The sequence below is a fragment of the Streptomyces sp. NBC_01320 genome, assembly GCF_035974375.1.
Taxonomy (GTDB): domain Bacteria; phylum Actinomycetota; class Actinomycetes; order Streptomycetales; family Streptomycetaceae; genus Streptomyces; species Streptomyces yanii.
The window spans coordinates 3,025,237-3,042,630 of the sequence record NZ_CP108390.1 but is presented as its reverse complement, the minus strand read 5'-3'; the positions used below and the strand labels follow the sequence as shown (position 1 = coordinate 3,042,630).

The window sequence follows — 17,394 nt, the reverse complement described above, 5'->3', positions numbered from 1 at the left end:
CCACCCCAGAGGTCGTCGAGGTCGGACAAGACCCCACCCATGCCCCTGCCTGTAGTGCCCGGCCCGGTCGACGCTTCGGACCTGGGTCAGGACCACTCCGACGTCACCCACTGGCTGTGTGCTGCCGCGTACTTCCGGGACGACCGTGTCGAACACGTCCAACGGTTGGCGAGGACGTACGCACGTGTGGTGCCTCTCCTCGTGTGGGTCTCCCTGACCAACCGGAAGCGCGTGCTGCGACAGGCGCGGATAAGGGAAGTGCTTCTTCCACTGCGCCCCGTCAGCGAACAGGGGCGGGTTCCGCTAGGACACGACTATGTGCGCTGGGTCCGCCGGCGTGTGGCCCGCGGCCATCCGGTCCCGCCACAGGGCTTCCACCTCACCCCCGTCCTGCAGACCGCCGCCGGAGCCGAGCTGCTGACACATATACGCCGAGTGCTCCTGCTCCTGGCGCTCGCCGGCACCGTGACTGTCGCAGCCAGAACGAAAGCCGGACCGCTCTCCCTGCTGCTCGTGTTGGTGGCCTGCACCTGGGCTGCCTGTTACGCGGACCGCCTTATCGCGCATTTGAGGATGCGAGCCTTTCCGTGGAACAACCGTCCCGAGCTCGACCACCGTTGGTGGGTGTCCCCACGCCGTCGCCGCAGACTTCGTGCGACGCCACAACAGCGGGACGGCCTGGTAGTGCCGTATGCCCTCCGCACACCTGGGCGGGAAGAATCCGGACATCATTTCCTGGGAGCCGGATCCGTCTCGTTCGAGTCCGCCATCGGCATCGATGTGGCGCCGCCACTACCGAAGGACTTCACGGAGGGGGAGTCCGAGGAGGCGCGCCTCGTGCGCCAGGTGTTCCGCAGCGTCAACGACCTGATCAACACCGCCCACGGCGCCGCGGGCGGCGTCGCCCCCTTCACCCCGGACGACCTGCACACTTACGTCGGGGCTGATCTCCGTAAGCCGTTCGACCCGAAACGCGCCTTCCACCCTGAGAACCATCTCGTCGTCTTCGATGTTGCGGCGGTTTCCGCCGAGCGTTGGCGCGACATCACCCAAGCGCAATGGGAGTCGCTGCTGACGCTCGCCCGGGACGGCACAGGGGCAGCCGGCGCCAACAAGGAGACCAAGGAGGCCCGAAGGTTTCTGTGTACCCGCATCGTCTCCTGGGACGGGGAACTCGTCGCCTCCCTCTACATCAGCTTCGCGTACGAGCATCACTACCTGCGGGTCACGGTCCGCCCCCACGTGGTCAACCCGATCCATCCCACCCTGCGAGCGGCTGTCCGCCTCGGGGAACGGGGCGGCTGGGCCGTCCACGGACGGATGGCCGCCAACGCCGCGCTCGACCTCATCGATCTGCTCGACCGGTTCCGCCGACCGTTCCGTTCGCGCCGTCCCGATGCGGACAAGGGTGAGGGACCGGTCAGCCTGCGGGAGGTCTATTCGTCCCGCGTCATGGACGACATGCTCCAGTACGACGACGCCCGCCGCTATGTCGACTGGATGCAACGACGAGTTTTCCAGTCGGTGCTTGCGTTTCTCACGGAACACAACGTCGACACCGGCGCGTACATGAAGCAGGTGACGTACGTCTTGGAGAACAGCGGGGTCATCAATACGGGCGTCATGGGGGACGTTCAGAACCAGCCCGGCGCCGAGCGCTCCACCATGTCCAAGACCGATAACCGGTCAACATCCAAAGAAGGAACGACTTGATGTTCCGCAGGAACAACGGCAACAACAGCGACCAAGGCCAAGGCCGAGACAACCAGGGACCGCAGGGCAATTCGGGAATCATCAACAACGGTGTCATGGGGCAGGCCCAGAATCAGCCCGGCGCGATCGCCTCGTCCCAGAGTCACGTGGGCCTGGGCGGCGAGACGGCCGACACGGCTCAGTGGGGGCAGATCCTGACAGCTCTCGACGCCACACTGACCCGCGCTCGGTCGGACATCCCTGACTACGAGGCAGTCCGCGCCCTGCTCACCACGATTCGGCAACAGCGGCCCGACGAGCCCGATGGCCGGGTCGTCGCGCAGTCCCTGCTCCGTCAGCTCTCGGATCGCTGCGGTGGTGCCCCGGGGGTCGTCTCACTGGTGTCGTCAGCTCTGTCCCTTGTTGCGACGGCGGCCGGTTGACGCTTACTGACTTCCTCTTGCTTCCGGCTCGCCCCGCCGCGTCCGTTCAGGTTCGCCTGGCAGCGGGGCGTCGTTCAGCGGATCTGACCGGATCGATCACGTGATGGCGATCAGCCGTAACCACCACAGCCGGACCGCCTCGGTCCGCGACGTCGTACAGGATTGGTGGCGCGACCAGGCCCCGGCCACCGGCGTCACGGTCCGCGACGACATGCGTCAGGAGGTCTTCCGTCCGCTCCCCGTCCACCTCGGCGCGCTGGACGAGACCCTGACGTGGTGCGGCGAAGCCGCCGAGGCGGCAGGCACCCGCATCGACGTCGAGCTGACAGTTCAGGACGGCACGCTGCACGTCTGGCTCGGCCTCGACAAGGTGGACGTTCGGGCGGCCTGCGACGTTTTCGGCCGCCTGCTGTCCCACACCCTTCCGTCCACCGACTGCCTGGTGGGTGACGACCATGTACTGCTGCGCCTGCACGACGATCTCCAGACGGCTCCCCTCTATCCCTTGGCCACAGCGGGCATGGATGCCTACGTCTCCGGGCCGCTGGACCGGCGGCGGCCCACTGGGGAAGTCGCCGACGGGCTTATGGGAACACAGGACGAGCAGCCGTACTCATGAGCCCGCTCCGCAAACCGGGTCACCGGCTCCAACTGACCCGTCGCCGCAGCTCAGAGGGCAGTTGTGTGCTTCCGGGTTCCTCTTCTGTTCGAAACCGATCATGCGGTTGCGTAACAAGGGAGGCATCGTTCAGAGGTTCAGTCTGGCTTGATGCCGGTTCAGATAGACGATGAGGTTGCGGAGTTCATGGTCCGGGGCGGAATGCAGGCAGGCACGATCTCTGGGTGATCAAGAGGTGTCGAGTCTCTGATCACCACGGCGGAGGACCGTGTCTGCCCGCTCATCATCGCTCAGGCCCGTCGGCCTCGGCCAACTCGCCATTGCCCGGCCTCCTGCTCCCGGGGAGCACCCGGGCCTGCTCGTGTGCCTGGCCGCAATACCCGATCCGCGCCGGGCCGAGGGTCGCCGTCACCCCTTCGCCTTCGTTCTCGCGCTCGCTGCGTGCGCGGCGCTGACCGGCGCGAAGTCGTTTGCCGCGATTGCGGAGTGGGCCGCTGACGCACCACCCGCCGTGCTCGCCACTCTCGGCGGCCCGGCCCGTGAACCGCCCGGTCCCACGACCCCGTCCAAGGCCACCGTGCGCCGGGTCGGCGCATCCGAGATCGCGCTCCGCGTCCGCGGACGCTGGGGAATCGAGAACAGGATCCACCATGTGCGCGAAACATCCTGGACCGAGGACGCCTCGCGCGTGTGCACCGGTCCCGCTCCCCGGGGCATGGTCGGCCTGCGCCATCTCGCCCTCGGGGCTTTCCGTCTCACCGGGCACACCGGCATCGCTGCCGGCCTACGTCATCGCGCACGCAATGCCACCCGATCTCTGGTCATTCTCTGCATCACGTGATCAATCCGGCCATCCCCTGAACGATGCCGTCCTGGTTCGCCTGGAAGGAACGCACGGTGAGGAACACGGATCCCGCAGGCGTTCCATGCCGGGAAGGTTGCGATCGGATACCTCGCCCATTCGCTTACAGTCGCCACTCCGTGGTGAGCAGGCCGAGGAGCTCGGACTGCCGCTTCTTCAGGTGCTCCGGTGTCCACGTGTCCTGCCCCAGTACCTGCGTGGTTAGGGGAAACGTGACCACACCCCGCCTGAGGTATCGCTCCTTCTTGACGGTGAAGTCGAGGTTCTGAACCTGAGAGTTCTTTGTGCGGCTGAGCAATACCAGATTGGCGAGCCTGTGTGTCCACCGAACACGTTCGTCTGCGGTGAAGTCTGCCCGCCACTGCGACGGGATGCTTGGATTCTGGGGAAGCACGTGCTCGACAGTGATGCGCGGAGCGTCGTACGTCGCCACGACATCCTCCTCGGCCACCAATTCGTCGAGCCGCAGCAGGATGTATCGACGCGTCTTGGTCTCGTGATAGACATCGCCGTCAAGGCGAGTCAGCGTCTCGGCCCGTTCCGCTTCGGTCAGCTGAAGGGAAGGAGCTTCGAGCCCGCCGCCTGCCGTCAGTTCCTTGAGCAGTTCAGCGAAACGCTGCACACGGGGAGTGGTGTAGACGCGTCGGATGAACATGCTCGCCGCGAGGCGCTCCAGCGACCGGAAGAACGAACCCAGCCACATGGGATCGTCTCCATGGTGCCGAAGCGCCCACAACGCAGCCGGCCACCAGTCACTGTTGTCCAGTTGGAGGAGGCGACGGAACCACAGGTTGACCTGATCCGACCCCTCACCGGCCGAGTACGTCTTGTCGCGGATCACCGCGAACGCCTCGGCGTAGGGAACGAGGACCTCGTCGACGAACTCCCTGGCCCGTCCCTGCTTGTAGTGAACCAGGACCTGTGTCTGGAACTCCTTGAGCAGCTCCTGTCGGGCTCGCTCTCCGGAGAAGATCATGCGGATGTGGAGGAATAGATCAGAGAAGTCGTCACGACCGAGAGTTTCCTCTGCGTCCTCCCACCGCGTGGCGTACGTCTCCGAAGCTTCCTCGTCAATCTCTCCGATGACCTGGGCCTTGAAGATGTCCGCAGGCGACAGGTCAAGGCCCCTGGAATTCATTACGCTGAAGATCCGGTGGGCACTGTCCAGATCAGGAGTACTTACCGCGACAAGGAACGTCTGGACGCCCATCAGCGTGCACAGCGCGAGGCGCTGATCGTCACTCCAGGTCGTCAGGGCTGTTTGCAGGACCCTTGCATTGGCCTGCAGAGCCCTCTGTGCGTCAGTCTTCAGGTTATGCGGATTCAGCTCCAGGAGCTTCTCGATGGAACCCAGGGTCTGAATGTGCTGGTGGAAAAAGTCGGCATCCCGAGGACGCAGGGTAAGCCGGGGCTTGGCTTTCAGCCCCAAGACGGTGTTCCCCGGTTCGGCAATCATCGCCACAAGGTTGGTCACCACATCGGGCTGCTGAGCCAGATCGCGTAGCACAGCCAGCAGAATGGTCAAAGTCGTCAGCCGCTGCTGACCGTCGATGACGTCGGCTTCCGCCGCGCGGCCCTTGACGAGCACCAGGGAGCCCAGGAAGTACGGCTCCCCGTTGCCCCGCAGGAGAGCCTCTTCGAGGTCGGCAAGCAGCTGTTCCGCCTGTTCGGTCTCCCAGGCGTAGGGGCGCTGGTAGTCCGGGATTCGAAAGTCGTAGTCGCTGCAGAAGACCTTGTGCAGGGGAACCTCGCGTGCTTCGAGCTGAGCCATGAGCAGCATGATTCCTCATGAACGGCCAACTCCGCAGCGGAGTAAGGAAGATGTGGCCCCTCAAGGGCACTGCACGATTGGGATTGGTCCGGTTCGCCCGTCTCATGAGTGACGCGCCGTCATGTCTGTTGTGCGTAGAGGGCACCGCAGAGCAGAGCAGGCACGGTGCTGGTGATCATGTGGTTGTCGAGACACATAAGAAACATCTGTACCGAGCTCGCCACCTGGATCAGAGGCCACTGGGGAATCGAGAACCTTCTGCACCACGTGCGGGATCGCATGTTCCGCGAGGACGACTCCAAGGTCCGCACCGGCACCCTGCCCCGGGCCATGGCCTCCCTGCGCAACCTCGCCAACAGCATCTTCCGCCAGGACGGCCAGACCAACATCGCCGCCGCCCTCCGCCACACCGGCCGCGACTACCACCGGCCCCCCTGCTTCCCTTTGTTTACAAGGGAAGCGGGGGCTTTTTCTTTGCGCGTAACATGCCCAGCAGTGACGCAGCGGTAACAGAATTATTGCGGCCACGGCAGGCATGCCCGGTAATCCGGAGTCTGAAGTCTCGTGGCATAAAGTCGTTCAATCCGGCTACCGTGCAGAGCAGCCGGCGGTAGCTACCGGCGAACGGCTCAAGCGCCGACTGATCTCGATCAGTTCCGCGCAACGCTTGTCCGGGGTGAAGGCGCTTCTCCAGGCCCGATTTCCCAGACGAGTACGACCGACCGTGCGGGCAACAAGAAACTCATGATCCCCGAGATCGAACGGCGTCCGGCCCTGTGTCACACAGGCCGATGCCGCCGAGCTGCGAGAGTTGAAGAAACGCAATCGCCTCGTCGAGCAGGAGAACGAAGACCTTCCGCGGGCGGCAGCGTTCTTCGCCCGAGAGCTGCCCCCAAAATGACCTAGCCGCTGTACTTGACCTCGCCGCTGACAGGCTGACGCGTGCCACTTAAGTGCCCCGCGTGGGGGCGGAGTGGGCATGGATTTGCACGTTGCACGAGAGTAATTGGCAGCCCTGAGCGTGCTGGCGAGATGGAGTATGCCGCTGAAGTCACTTGCTAGCCGAGGGCGGCTGGGGCAGCTCCCAGACCCGGGCGAATTCGTCGGCAACCTGGGGCCAGATCAGCCGACGAGCGTCCTCAATCGAGTCGACCTTATCGGCCAAGGACCCGAAGACGACGAAATCGTGTGGGATGATTCTGCCGGCCCTGTCTTGCCGTCCCAAAGGATCTGGGAAACGCAGCGCCCCCTTCTCGGCGACGCGGCGCCAGACTTCCAGCTCGTCCGCGACACCCGAGAAGACGTCGTCGTAGACCCGGAGCGGATCCTTGTATCCCCCGTCACGGAGAAACCGGAAACCCCAGGTCCGCCCACGAGTGGCCCAGATGAGGCTCACCTACAGCTCCTGAGAAGGATCTGCTCCTCTTCGCCCCTGTCCAAGTCCATCCGGAAGCGGGTCAACGTGGCTGTTAGGTAGTCTTGTTTGGCCAGCGCTTCGGAGTTGATATCCCTGAGTTTGTCCCCTGCCAGCTTGGCCGCCTCGTTCAAGACTTCCTTCGAGAGAACGAAGCCGACAAGGTTCCGCAGAAGGCCTACTGAGCCAGGCAGCTTGACCTTGCGTCCGATCAGCGCAGCGGCCAGAGCTCCGGCGCCGCCCAGCAGACTCTCGGCCACTTTCACAGGGATTTGCTTCAACTGGGCCCACCGGACGTGCCGCTCGAATGGGAGCATGGCGGCCAGTGGCAAGATCAACTCTAGACCAACGCGCTTGGTCACCTCAATCTTGTCTGCGTCGAACTTCGCTGACGAAAGCAGCACGAAGTCCTCACCCACGGACAACGCGTCGCTGGCCTCCACTAGCCCAGCGAGCACCTCGCGCAATTCGACTATGTCATCGCCGGCCTTCTCTATGAGGAGATCCCGGAACTTGAACACGTCCAGGTTCGGCAGCAGATCGGACTTTGACAGCGCCATTATCCAGATACGCGGAAATTCGACGAGAGGCTTGCCGTCCCGCAATAGATCGTCCTTGAGCGACAGCAGTCCGTTGCGGAAATTGGTCAGCAACGACTTCAGGTACCGTTCTTCCTCTCCAACGTTGTCCAGCAACCGCTGACCGTCCACCAGCAAGAGCGCGACATCAGAGCTCAGCAAAGACATGAATGTGTCAACCCTGCGTTGGGTCTCCTCTGGCCCGCTCACGTCCTCCTCGAACCACTCCCCCGGGTAATCGTGCCAAACGAGGCGCAGGGCGTCGAAAGGTCTGGCCTTTATCGCCTTGGCATCGAACCCATCCTTCAGCCTGACTGAGAAAGAGTAGGACGTGGCGGAGAAACGGGTGGACGCGGGTAGTCGCGCTGAATCTCTCATGCCAAGGTAGTTTCGATGCAGCCGAGTGCCCTGGCCAATCTCGTCCGCCACGACATGGAACAGACTCTTTTGTAGGTGCCGAGGCTCCTGCGTGGCTCCGTAGAAGGAGGAGAGCATGACGGTCTTGCCGCTGCCGCTCTCGCCAAACACTGCAATGTGCTGCTCTAGCGCTCTGCTCACCTGCATATGCGGAGCATACACAACAGGAGGCTCCGCGAGTAACTTAGATGAGAGATTCCGCCGTCATTCAATACCTGTACCAAGTGCAGGCGGCTCATACCGCTTGGCACGGGCAATCGCTGTCAAGGCTGCAAACCAAAGAGGGTCCATACGCTGAAAGCAGCTCGGCGCGGTTACGCCGCTGAGTACAGACGCAAACGGGCCCTCATCCTTGAGGGCGGGCCCATGTGCTCTATTCGCCGGCGTAGACCAGGCACAACCGCTGACCACATACAGCCGTTGTGAAGCGCTCCGGGGTCGGTGGAGGGTCTATGCCAGGGGCGTTTCAAAGTCCCGATGATCAGGTGAGTCTGCAGGTCATGGTGCTGCAGGGTGTCGAGGGTGACCCGTCACGGAAGCAACGAAACTCCGGTTGAACGGGGTGACCTTCCCAAGTCGCCCTGCTTCGCCGGAGTTTCGATGTGTCGTCAGTCTGCCACCGTCTGTCTGGTCAAGCCGCCCACCCTGGCGGGTGTCGCAGTGCTTCCGCTGGTGGAGCGGTTGCGGTTGCTGCCTGATCCCCGGCGCCGGCGCGGTGTGCGTCACCCGTTCGTGGCGGTGCTGCTGGTCGCTGCCTCGGCGGTGGTGGCAGGCGCCCGGTCGTACGCGGCGATCGGGCAGTGGTCCACCAGCGCCCCGCAGCACACGCTGGCCCGGTTGGGCGCCCGGACCGTAGGCGCGCTGGGCGTGCGCGTTCCGCCGAGCGCTGCCACGATCCGACGGGTCCTCGGCCGTGTCTGCCCGGGCGGCCTGGCCGACCTGACCGGCGCCGATCCCGCAGGCGCACAGTCGGTGGCCGTGGACGGCAAGGCCGCCCGCGGGTCGCGTCACGACCAGAGCCCGGCCGCCCATCTCCTGGCCGCGATGACCGACCAGGGGCGGACCGTCACCCAGCTGCGGGTGCCCGACAAGACCAACGAGATCACCTGCTTCGCCGCCCTGCTGGAGCCCTACGACCTGACCGGGGTCACCGTCACGGCCGATGCTCTGCACACCCAGCGCGCCCACGCGCGCTTCCTGGTCGAGGAGAAGAACGCGCACTACCTGCTGGTGGTCAAGGCCAACCAGCCCGGTCTGCACCGACAGGTGCGGTCACTGCCGTGGAAGGACGTCACCGCACGCCGCTACGACCGCGAGAGGGGCCACGGACGCAAGGAGACCCGCGTCACCAGGGTCCTCACGGTCACCGACCTCGGACTCGACTTCCCCCACGCCGTCCAGGCCGTGCGGATCCTGCGCCACCGCACCGACCTCAAGACCGGCGCGTGCACCCGCCAGACCGTCTACGCGATCACCGACCTGACCTCGCATCAAGCCTCGCCCCAACGCCTGGGCCAACTCGCCAGGTCGCAGTGGACCATCGAGAACCGGCTGCACTTCGTCCGCGACACCACCTTCCGCGAGGACGCCTCGAAGGTTCGGACCGGCCACGGGCCCGACAACATGGCGAGCCTGCGGAACTTGGCGATCAACACGCTCCGCGACGCCGGGCACAGCAACATCGCCGCCGGTCTCCGCCACGCTTCCTACGAACCGTTCACCCGCCCACTCGACCTCTTGGGCATCGCCTGACCGGCGCACTCACAAGATCAAGAGACTTTGCAGCGCCCCTGGGGTCTATGCGTTGGCTACAGCCGCCGGTTGGGGCTGGTGTCGAGCGTAGTAGTTGGCTGCGCGGCTGTCCTTGACGAGCACCAGGGAGCCCAGGAAGTATGGCTTCCCGTTGCCCCGAAGCAGAGCCTCTTCGAGGTCGGCAAGCAACTGTTCCGCCTGATCGGTCTCCCGCGCGTGGGGGAGTTGGTAGTCCGGGATCCGGAAGTCGTAGTCGCTGCGGAAGACCTTGTGCAGGGGAACCTCGCGCGCTTCGAGCTGAGCCATGAGCAGCATGATTCCTCATGAACCGCCAACTCCGCAGCGGAGTAAGGAAGATGTGGCCCCTCGCGCAGGAGATCGCTTCACAGCTCCGCCCAGACAATCTTTCCGGAGGCACGGGCGCGCGGTGTGATGCTCGAGCGGTGGCCAGGTTCTGGACGGGTCTGCCGGAAGCTACGCGATCTTCGCTCGCCCTTCATGCCTCACTGTGGTTGCTGGCCATCACACTTCGGCGTCAGCGTCGTGACCGTAGTCCCGGATTAGCTTGATCATGTTCCGGACCTTCTGCACGGAATCGAAACCCGGTGAGTCCGGGTTGAAGTGCATGATGTCATTTCGAATCAAGCGGATTTCATCGAGCCTGGCGGCGAATACCTTTCTGTCCAGCGCCCAACCCAAACGCGTCCAGGAATCTGCGGCCTGCAGGACCCATTGGTAATCACCGAAAGCCATATCGTCGAAGCAGGTGATGGGCTTCCGTCCATCCGAGTTGCAGATGATCTTGACATCTTCGATGTTAAAATTTCGGGAAATGATCTGACGGAGTCGCTGATCAAGCTCGCCAATGAGAAAGAATGGTGCCGCCAACTCTCCATAGGCGGTAACAACGTCTGCAGTTGTCACGATTCCGGCGATTTCGTTCTTGTCGTTGCGGACAAAAATGAAATCTCGCTCCGTCAGTTCAGGGAGGACATCTATCAATTCGCGGTCATACGGGACGGGTTGGGCAGGGATGATGGCGTCGGCGAAGGTCGCAGAGGGATTGGCGTGTCGTGCCCGAGTGATTGATTGCCAGGTGACGGCTCCCCGCAGGTTGTGTTTTCCTTGGAGGACTGCCACCTGGGAGAAATCGTTTATCACCATCTGAGTGATGGCTTCATCGAAATTTGAATGGGGTGATACCGATGTTACCCCATTAAGTGCAGATGCCACATTGCCCACCGTCAGGCCAACCTCGAGCGCGTCGTCATCATCTTCGCTGGAAACGGTGAGAGGCAGGTCTGTCGGCAACTCCTTCTCGCGTTCCTCGGATTCCTGTGATGTGACGATCTCGACCGTGGAATCGAGGGAAACCTTGCGGAAGCTCGGGGAGGTGACCAGGCCGTGATTAGCCAAATCTGCCTCAATCTGCTGACTTATAATATTGCCCCGGCTCTTGGCGCCCCACCAATCCATCAGACTTCGGACGGAGAGTGTGTTCGGTGTTCCGGCTTCGGCGTTGACCCGGGCATTCTTCAGTCGTTCGTGTCGTTGCACTCGTGGGAGCGCTGTTGCCTCCGCGGCTTCGTCCGCTGCTTCCTCTGGATCGGCAGCGACCTGATCCAGCAACTTCTGTCGGAGGCTGTCGAGCATCTCTCCGGTCGAGTCGAGCGCCCATGCATGCCAGCCGTCGCAAGCCCGTATCTCCGCGGCGGCTGCGGCTGCACTTGAGGGTGACTTGTACTCGTATTCTTCAAACCGGACGCCGCCAGAGTCTGTGATCTCAGCACGGTGAATCTTGCCCTTGCGGGGTTGGTCGAACCTCAGCTTTTCGCCGGGCAGAAGGAGTTCCGCGTCAACGAGATCAGAGAGGGTCACCCGCCGCCCGTCGAGCAAATAGGAAGATCTGGTGTTCTGTGAGTTCGTTTCATCGGCCATGCGGCCTCTCCATGTTGTTTCTTTTGGGATCTCGTCACCGCTAGCCGACGGAGTTCCATGAACGGGTGGTATGTGCTGGGTTGGCATTTCGGAATGCTACGGGATTACGGCCGCCCGCCGTAGAGGCAGATCTCCGACTCTTCAGCTCTTGGGCATGCGCGGCTTGTTTCGACGGCCACCAGCCATGGATTCTGGGGCGGCTGCAGGATGTGAGGATCTCCAAGTCTCCAGCTCATCCACAAAGTCGGTATAGGAGCAGTTCCTTCCAGAAGGACCCTTGGAGATCAAACCGTGTCCCACTGCTTCGCGCATGATCTCAGGGGCGTGGGATTCTCGGTACGGAGGCTTTTTGAGCGCTCTCATGAGACCTTCCTTGGCCTTCTCGACCGTTCCCCAGTCCCGGCGGCAGTCGGCTGGGGAGAGTTTCCACGATCTGTTGTGGTGCGTGAACGCGTCGGGAAAGAGCGCCAGCCATCCCTCTGTCTCCGACGCCGCGAGGGCCAGTGCGGAGGAGACGGCAGGACCGAATGCGCGTCGTAGCTCACCGGATATTCGATGTCTAGCAGCGCGGTACTTCTCGTCGGCGACGGCGTCGAAATCAACATGGATGACGACGCCGATCAGGCGTGCCTCCTGCCCCGCAGCCATGGCGTTTGCCAGCTGCCGCAACCTGTCCACCCGCGGTGTGAGCTGCTTGTCAGCCTTGGACAGCCTGGTCACGTCCGATTTGAGGTGGACGACCTTCGGACAGGGGGCGGGCAGCAGGGCCGGCAGAAGATGCTCCACAACCTGCCGGTCGTAGTGACCTTCGCCCGCCACGACGATGATCGACCTTTCCGTTCCCTGCTGTTTCCTGCCCCGTGTCACCATGCCGAGCCCCCCACCGAGCCGGAGAACCACAATTCGCCCAGGGGTAGCCCCTCGGATGCCTCGATAATCGAGTGGATGCGTTCGGTACTGATGGCCGGGATGCGAGACCGGCCGAGGTCGTCACGTTCGCAGACCACGAACTCCTCCGGCTCCAACCTGTCGACGAAGACTGGGGAGTGCGTAGTCACCAGGAACTGAGTGCGCTCGCTGGCCTCTCTCAAGCGCAGGGCGAGGAGTTCGAGGGCATGAGGGTGGATGCCGTGGTCGATCTCCTCGATACAGGTCATGACCGGTGGGTGCGGGTCGTGGAAGAGGGTGAGGAGGCAGAGCAGCCGGATGGTGCCGAAAGAGGCGTCGGCCAGCCGGGTGGTCCCACGCAAGCCCCGTTCCTTGAGAACAACAGTCACGCGGTCGCCCCGGCCGGTGACGGGACGCACCTCGATGTCCTCGATGTGCGGGAGCACAGTCCTGATGTCGTCCATCAGGGCTTCCCAGACGTCGTCCTCTCCGCGGAGCTCCATGAGGAAGTCCGCGAGATTGGAAGCGTCATTGGCCAGCAGCAGTCCGGGGAATCCGATGGGGGACGGCCGCCGCGCGGCGCGTACGTCCACGTCGAACACCCGGATGTCCCGCAGATGCTCTGACAGCGTCTGCATGGCAGTCAGCGAAGGGGCGTTCGAAGGGAGCGCGAGCTTGGCATGCAGTGCGCTGTCCATCCGTCCCACGGTGAGGCGCTCGGTCTGCCTATCCGCTGGTTCCTGGCCGCTGACGGAGGCCGCTGTCCGTTGGAGCTTGATCACGGCCGGACCGTCCGGAAGAGGGTGCTGGACAAACCGCTCGTTGCGCGACAGGACATATTCGTCGAGCTCGCCGTGGGCCCGCCGCCGATAGAGCAAGGAAAGGTTGTAGCTGTCCGGCTCGGATTCGGTGGCGTGCTCCGTCCACATTCCTTGGACGCCGATACGCATTGAGGCGGGCGATCGCGCGCCACCCCGGTATGACACCTCGGGATACCCGCCAAGGGCCTCGAGAGACGCATCGATACCCGAACGGCTGATGTCCGCCAGGAACTCGAAGACGTGCAGAACGTTCGACTTGCCTGCCGCGTTGGGGCCCACCATGACGGTGAGCGGTCCCAGGGGCAGTTCCACCCGGGTGAGGGTGCGGAAGTTCTCCACAGTCAGATGGAGAAGGCGACGGTTCAAGCTGTGGGCCAATCAGTGCAGGTGACGGCCAGTCACATCGTGAAGAGGGAGTGAAGACGGTGTGATTCCACAGTCTAAGCACGAGTCATATGATCTGCATACGGTTCCTGTTATGCACCTCCCGTTTCGTTCACAACTCGGCCCAGACGGCCTTCCCTGGGGCGCCGACACGTGGTGTGACGCCCCAGCGGGTGGCGAGGTACTCGACGAGGAGGAGGCCGCGGCCGGTTTCGGAGTCTGCGGGCGGTGCGGTAGGCCGGCCGGCGTGGTCGGGGCGGCGCTCGGTGCGGGTGTCGGATACCTCGATACGGAGGACCCTGGCCGCCTCCGTCAGGTGGACGCGGAAGTCTCGTCCCGGGACGTGGCCGTGCTGCACGGCGTTGGCACACAGTTCGCCTGTGATGAGCGAGAACGTGTCGTGGATGGGCGAGCTGTAGGGGTGGCCCCAGGCGTCCAGCCGTTCGCCGACCAGGAGCCGGGCGACGCGGGCGCCGCGTGGGGTGGAGGTGAAGCGCATGACGAAGTCGCGGGGGTGTGTCACTTCGTCCTCGGGCGAGGCGGTGGGGGAGGTCATGGGAGCGAGGCTGCCGGGACCGACACCCCGTTCACCAGCAGCAACGCTTGTACGGGGGCGGGCTGTACGGCCGCCTGTTGCATCCGTACGCCGCTGACAGGTGTCGGGTGAACTGGGCCCGGGCGAGGCGGCTTACCCGTTCGGGGGAGCGGTGCGGATTGAGGTGCGAGGGTGTGGTTGCTGTGCGTAACGTCCGTGACGGACCGAGTGTGCGTGGTGTACGTGGTGGGGTGAGCGATGGCGGAGACGGAGCAGGACGACGGGGCCGTGAGCTTCCTGCGGTGCTTTGGTCTGCAGTTGAGACTGCTGCGGGAGCGGGAGAGGCTCACACGGGCCGAGTTGGGGTCGCGGCTCGGGTACGGGGAGGACCAGATCGCCTCGGTGGAGCTGGGGCGGCGGATTCCGAAGCCGGAGATGATCGACCGGGCGGATGAGGTGCTGGGCGCGGGTGGGCTGCTTGTTGCCATGAAGAAGGAGGTGGCGCGGGCACGGTATCCGTCGTTCTTCCAGTATGCGGCCAAGCTGGAGGAAAGCGCGGTTGAGCTCCACATCTACGCGAATCAGGCTGTGCCAGGGCTGCTTCAGACTGAGGAGTACGCGCGAGCGGTGTTCAGGCAGTGGCGCCCCTTTCTCGATGAGGAAGTTGTCGACCAAAGGTGTGCGTCGCGCATGGCACGGCAAGAGATCTTCAACCGACGTCCGGTCCCGAATCTGAGCTTCGTCGTCGAGGAGGCCGTCCTCCACAAACGGATCGGCGGAGACCACGTGTGGCGGGGGCAGCTGGAGCATACGCTGCTGATCGGACAACGCCGGAATGTGGAGATCCAGGTGATGTCACTGGATCGCGGTGAACATGCCGGGCTCGCAGGGCCATTCACCTTGATGGAAACTAGGGATGGGCGGAGAGTGGCCTACACGGAGGTGCAGAGTGACGGTCGTCTGCACACTGAGCGGGGCAGAGTCCGAGAGTTGGAGGCCGCGTACGGGGCCATTCGCGGGCAGGCCCTAGCTCCGCAGGAATCGATGGCCCTGGTTGAGAAGTTGTTGGGAGAAGCATGAGTGTGGATGAATCCGGGCGCCGCGCCGACGAGCTTGCCTGGTTCAAAAGCAGCCACAGCGCTGGAGACGGCGGGGAATGCGTTGAGGTTGCAATGGCATGGCGTACGTCCAGCTACAGCGCTGGGGACGGAAGCAAATGCGTCGAGGTAGCCACTTGCCCCAGCACCATCCACGTCCGTGACTCCAAGGACATCTCGCGTCCCGGTCTGGCTTTGGCTCCGGAGGCCTGGGCCGCGTTCGTCGGGTTTGCTTGCGAGGTGTGAGCGCGGGCTGGACGGCCCTTCAGCCGCCCGTCACTCCCACTTGGTGAGGTCGGCCACGAAGTCGTCGTACGAGCGGTTCTTGCCCTTGGGGGTGGGGATCAGGCCTTGCTCGTACGCGGCTTTCGCGATGAGCGGGCCGTCGCTCTCGCGGAACGAGGGCGCGCCCAGCTTGTTCTTCAGCGTCTCCTTGGGGTCCTTGAGCATCCCGGTGTCGTTGCCGCGTAACTGCGCGGGCACTTCCAGCGGGGGCGGACACGGGGAAACGCGGCAGGGAAGAGCAGTAGCCACGCCTCGGACTCCCAGACCGCAAGCGCGAGTGCCGAATCGCAGGGGCTCTGGCGGGCGAGCTCGTCGGACAGGGCCCTGCGTATGGTGTTGTAGCGGGTATCCGTGAAGCCGTCCAGGTCCTCATGGACCACCAGGCCGACCAGTGGGCCGCGCTGCTGGAGCGCCTTTCCCTTGGCCTTGCCGACGAGCGTGCCCACGGCCGTGGCGAGGTCGCGGCCGGTCTTCTTCTTGAGGCGCACCGGGTCGTTGATGCGTACGAGCTTGGCGCTGCCGAGGTTCGGGTGGTCCTGGCGGATGATCGGCGCGAGGATGTCGCAGTCGTTGGCGTCCTCGCCCGCGAGTACGAAGACGCCTCGCCCCTGTCGCGGGATGATCGGCGACTTGCTGCTCACAGTTCACCGCCGGTGAGATCGCCCCCGAGCACGCCGGAGAACCACAGTTCTCCGAGCGGCTGGTCGCCGGACTCCTCGATGATTGCGTGTACCTCGTCCGTGGTCAGCGCCGGGATGATCGAGGCTCCGTCCTCGTCGCGGTCGCAGACGACGAACTCCTCCGGCTTCAGTCGGTTCACGAGAGCGAGGGAGTGCGTGGCGACGAGGAACTGGCTGCGCGCGGACGCCTCGCGGAGCCGTGCCACGATCAGTTCCAGGGCCTGCGGGTGGAGTCCGTGGTCGATCTCCTCCACGCACGTGAGGGCCGGCGGGTTCGGGTCGTACAGCATGGCGAGGAGGCCGAGCAGACGTACGGTTCCGTAGGAGGCGTCGGCGAGGGGGGTGGGGCGACGCAGGCCTCGTTCGCGGAGGATGACGGTCACCTGGTCGGCGGAGCCGCCGACTCTTGCGAACTCGATGTCGTCGAGCTGTGGCAGAACGGTCCGGGCGTCGGCTACGAGATTCTGCCAGGTGTCGTCGTTGGGGCTGAGGTAGAACAGGAACTCGGCCAGGTTGTCCGCTTCGGAAGACAGTTCTTGGAGGAAGAGCGTTTTGCGACGTAGGTGGGAGGGCTTGCGGGCAGCGCTCACGTCCACGTCGAACACTCTGAAGGAGGAGAGCTGGTCAGCCACCTTGGACACCTCTTCGCCGCCGTCCGAACTGGCCAGGCGCGGCAGAGTGGACAGACCGCTGCTCAGCCGCTGGATGCCGAAGCTTCCGCTGTCCGACTCCTTACCGGCCCGCTTGTCGACGACCTTGGCCTCCTCGCCGGAGACGGTGATGCGCCGACCGCGTCCTTGAGTCCGCTTGAACTGGAACCTCTCGATGCGGGACAGGCTGTAAGCGTCCTCGCTGTGTCGCAGTTTCCGGCGGCGGACGGTGAGCTCGTACTCGTCGGGCGCGTTGACGCTGGCGTGGGTCGTCCAGGTCGCCTTGAGGCGGATCGTCATGGACGTGGGCGGCTTCGAGCCGCTCCAGAACGCGACCTCGTCGAAGCCACCACGTGCGTCCAGGGCGGGTTGGAGGTCGGTCCGGATGATGTCCGAGAGCAGGTCGAAGACCTTCAGCAGGTTGGACTTGCCGCCCCCGTTCGGCCCCGCCAACACGGTGAGGGGGCCGAGGGGGACGGTCACGTCACGGAGACTGCGGAAGTTCTGCACGTGGAGTTCGAGCAGACGGCCGGTCATGGTCGCGAACCTATCGGGTGGGAGGGGCAGC

The 17,394-nt window shown here is 64.1% G+C and carries 19 protein-coding genes and 1 pseudogene; 9 read left to right on the top strand and 11 right to left on the bottom strand.

Going from position 1 to position 17,394, the window contains the following annotated elements; genetic code table 11:
- The first annotated feature begins 39 nt into the window (after positions 1–39).
- From OG395_RS14165 to OG395_RS14150, 4 genes are all read left to right on the top strand, one after another.
- Positions 40–1,713, top strand: coding sequence for a hypothetical protein (locus OG395_RS14165; RefSeq protein ID WP_327243249.1), 1,674 nt, complete (start codon positions 40–42; stop codon positions 1,711–1,713).
- The gene (locus OG395_RS14160; protein ID WP_327243248.1) at positions 1,713–2,135 is read left to right on the top strand and encodes a hypothetical protein; all 423 of its coding nucleotides are present in this window, start codon (positions 1,713–1,715) and stop codon (positions 2,133–2,135) included. The genes OG395_RS14165 and OG395_RS14160 overlap by 1 nt, the downstream gene beginning before the upstream one ends.
- Before the next feature lie 103 nt (positions 2,136–2,238).
- A complete protein-coding gene (locus tag OG395_RS14155) occupies positions 2,239–2,754 on the top strand; it encodes a hypothetical protein (RefSeq protein ID WP_327243247.1) in 516 nt (171 codons plus the stop codon).
- Between the two features lie 268 nt (positions 2,755–3,022).
- Positions 3,023–3,595 carry a transposase family protein gene (locus OG395_RS14150; protein ID WP_327243246.1) on the top strand — a complete coding sequence of 191 codons (573 nt, stop codon included), beginning with the start codon at positions 3,023–3,025 and terminating at the stop codon, positions 3,593–3,595.
- A 124-nt stretch (positions 3,596–3,719) separates the two neighbouring features.
- Here OG395_RS14150 and OG395_RS14145 read toward each other — a convergent pair whose 3' ends face one another.
- Positions 3,720–5,387, bottom strand: coding sequence for a DUF262 domain-containing protein (locus tag OG395_RS14145; protein ID WP_327243245.1), 1,668 nt, complete (start codon positions 5,385–5,387; stop codon positions 3,720–3,722).
- Between the two features lie 267 nt (positions 5,388–5,654).
- Here OG395_RS14145 and OG395_RS14140 point away from each other — a divergent pair, with 267 nt between their 5' ends.
- Positions 5,655–5,897, top strand: a complete 243-nt coding sequence (locus OG395_RS14140; RefSeq protein ID WP_442818556.1) for a hypothetical protein — start codon at positions 5,655–5,657, stop codon at positions 5,895–5,897.
- A gap of 244 nt (positions 5,898–6,141) precedes the next feature.
- Positions 6,142–6,285, top strand: a pseudogene (locus OG395_RS58320) (IS3 family transposase); the annotation flags it as partial.
- Between the two features lie 153 nt (positions 6,286–6,438).
- Here the strand turns inward: OG395_RS58320 and OG395_RS14135 are convergent.
- Both OG395_RS14135 and OG395_RS14130 read right to left on the bottom strand, forming a co-directional pair.
- Positions 6,439–6,783 (bottom strand): hypothetical protein, encoded by a 345-nt coding sequence (locus OG395_RS14135; RefSeq protein WP_327243244.1) that lies wholly within the window; start codon positions 6,781–6,783, stop codon positions 6,439–6,441.
- A complete protein-coding gene (locus tag OG395_RS14130; RefSeq protein WP_327243243.1) occupies positions 6,780–7,943 on the bottom strand; it encodes a TRAFAC clade GTPase domain-containing protein in 1,164 nt (387 codons plus the stop codon). The genes OG395_RS14135 and OG395_RS14130 overlap by 4 nt, the downstream gene beginning before the upstream one ends.
- Positions 7,944–8,396: 453 nt before the next feature.
- On the opposite strand from OG395_RS14130, the gene OG395_RS14125 reads away from it, so the two are divergent.
- Entirely contained in the window at positions 8,397–9,548 is a 1,152-nt protein-coding gene (locus OG395_RS14125) for an ISAs1 family transposase (protein WP_327241110.1), read from the top strand.
- 45 nt (positions 9,549–9,593) lie between these two features.
- Here OG395_RS14125 and OG395_RS14120 read toward each other — a convergent pair whose 3' ends face one another.
- The 5 genes from OG395_RS14120 to OG395_RS14100 all read right to left on the bottom strand — a co-directional run bounded on the left by OG395_RS14120 (position 9,594) and on the right by OG395_RS14100 (position 14,135).
- Positions 9,594–9,854, bottom strand: coding sequence for a hypothetical protein (locus OG395_RS14120; protein ID WP_327243242.1), 261 nt, complete (start codon positions 9,852–9,854; stop codon positions 9,594–9,596).
- A gap of 216 nt (positions 9,855–10,070) precedes the next feature.
- Entirely contained in the window at positions 10,071–11,486 is a 1,416-nt protein-coding gene (locus OG395_RS14115) for a hypothetical protein (protein ID WP_327243241.1), read from the bottom strand.
- A 141-nt stretch (positions 11,487–11,627) separates the two neighbouring features.
- Positions 11,628–12,356, bottom strand: coding sequence for a hypothetical protein (locus OG395_RS14110; protein WP_327243240.1), 729 nt, complete (start codon positions 12,354–12,356; stop codon positions 11,628–11,630).
- Complete coding sequence (locus tag OG395_RS14105) at positions 12,350–13,561, bottom strand: AAA family ATPase (RefSeq protein ID WP_327243239.1); 1,212 nt, start codon at positions 13,559–13,561, stop codon at positions 12,350–12,352. Before OG395_RS14105 ends, OG395_RS14110 begins: the two co-directional genes overlap by 7 nt.
- A gap of 130 nt (positions 13,562–13,691) precedes the next feature.
- Complete coding sequence (locus OG395_RS14100; RefSeq protein ID WP_327243238.1) at positions 13,692–14,135, bottom strand: ATP-binding protein; 444 nt, start codon at positions 14,133–14,135, stop codon at positions 13,692–13,694.
- A 237-nt stretch (positions 14,136–14,372) separates the two neighbouring features.
- Between OG395_RS14100 and OG395_RS14095 the strand changes: the two genes are divergently transcribed.
- Entirely contained in the window at positions 14,373–15,194 is an 822-nt protein-coding gene (locus tag OG395_RS14095) for a DUF5753 domain-containing protein (protein ID WP_327243237.1), read from the top strand.
- Positions 15,191–15,457 (top strand): DUF397 domain-containing protein, encoded by a 267-nt coding sequence (locus OG395_RS14090; protein WP_327243236.1) that lies wholly within the window; start codon positions 15,191–15,193, stop codon positions 15,455–15,457. Before OG395_RS14095 ends, OG395_RS14090 begins: the two co-directional genes overlap by 4 nt.
- A gap of 30 nt (positions 15,458–15,487) precedes the next feature.
- Here OG395_RS14090 and OG395_RS14085 read toward each other — a convergent pair whose 3' ends face one another.
- The 3 genes from OG395_RS14085 to OG395_RS14075 are packed head-to-tail and all read right to left on the bottom strand — an operon-like array spanning position 15,488 to position 17,363.
- Positions 15,488–15,661: a hypothetical protein gene (locus tag OG395_RS14085; protein WP_327243235.1), complete on the bottom strand. Its 174-nt coding sequence runs from the start codon at positions 15,659–15,661 to the stop codon at positions 15,488–15,490.
- Positions 15,634–16,137 (bottom strand): hypothetical protein, encoded by a 504-nt coding sequence (locus OG395_RS14080; RefSeq protein WP_327243234.1) that lies wholly within the window; start codon positions 16,135–16,137, stop codon positions 15,634–15,636. Before OG395_RS14080 ends, OG395_RS14085 begins: the two co-directional genes overlap by 28 nt.
- Positions 16,134–17,363: an AAA family ATPase gene (locus tag OG395_RS14075; RefSeq protein WP_327243233.1), complete on the bottom strand. Its 1,230-nt coding sequence runs from the start codon at positions 17,361–17,363 to the stop codon at positions 16,134–16,136. Before OG395_RS14075 ends, OG395_RS14080 begins: the two co-directional genes overlap by 4 nt.
- Between the last annotated feature and the right edge of the window lie 31 nt (positions 17,364–17,394).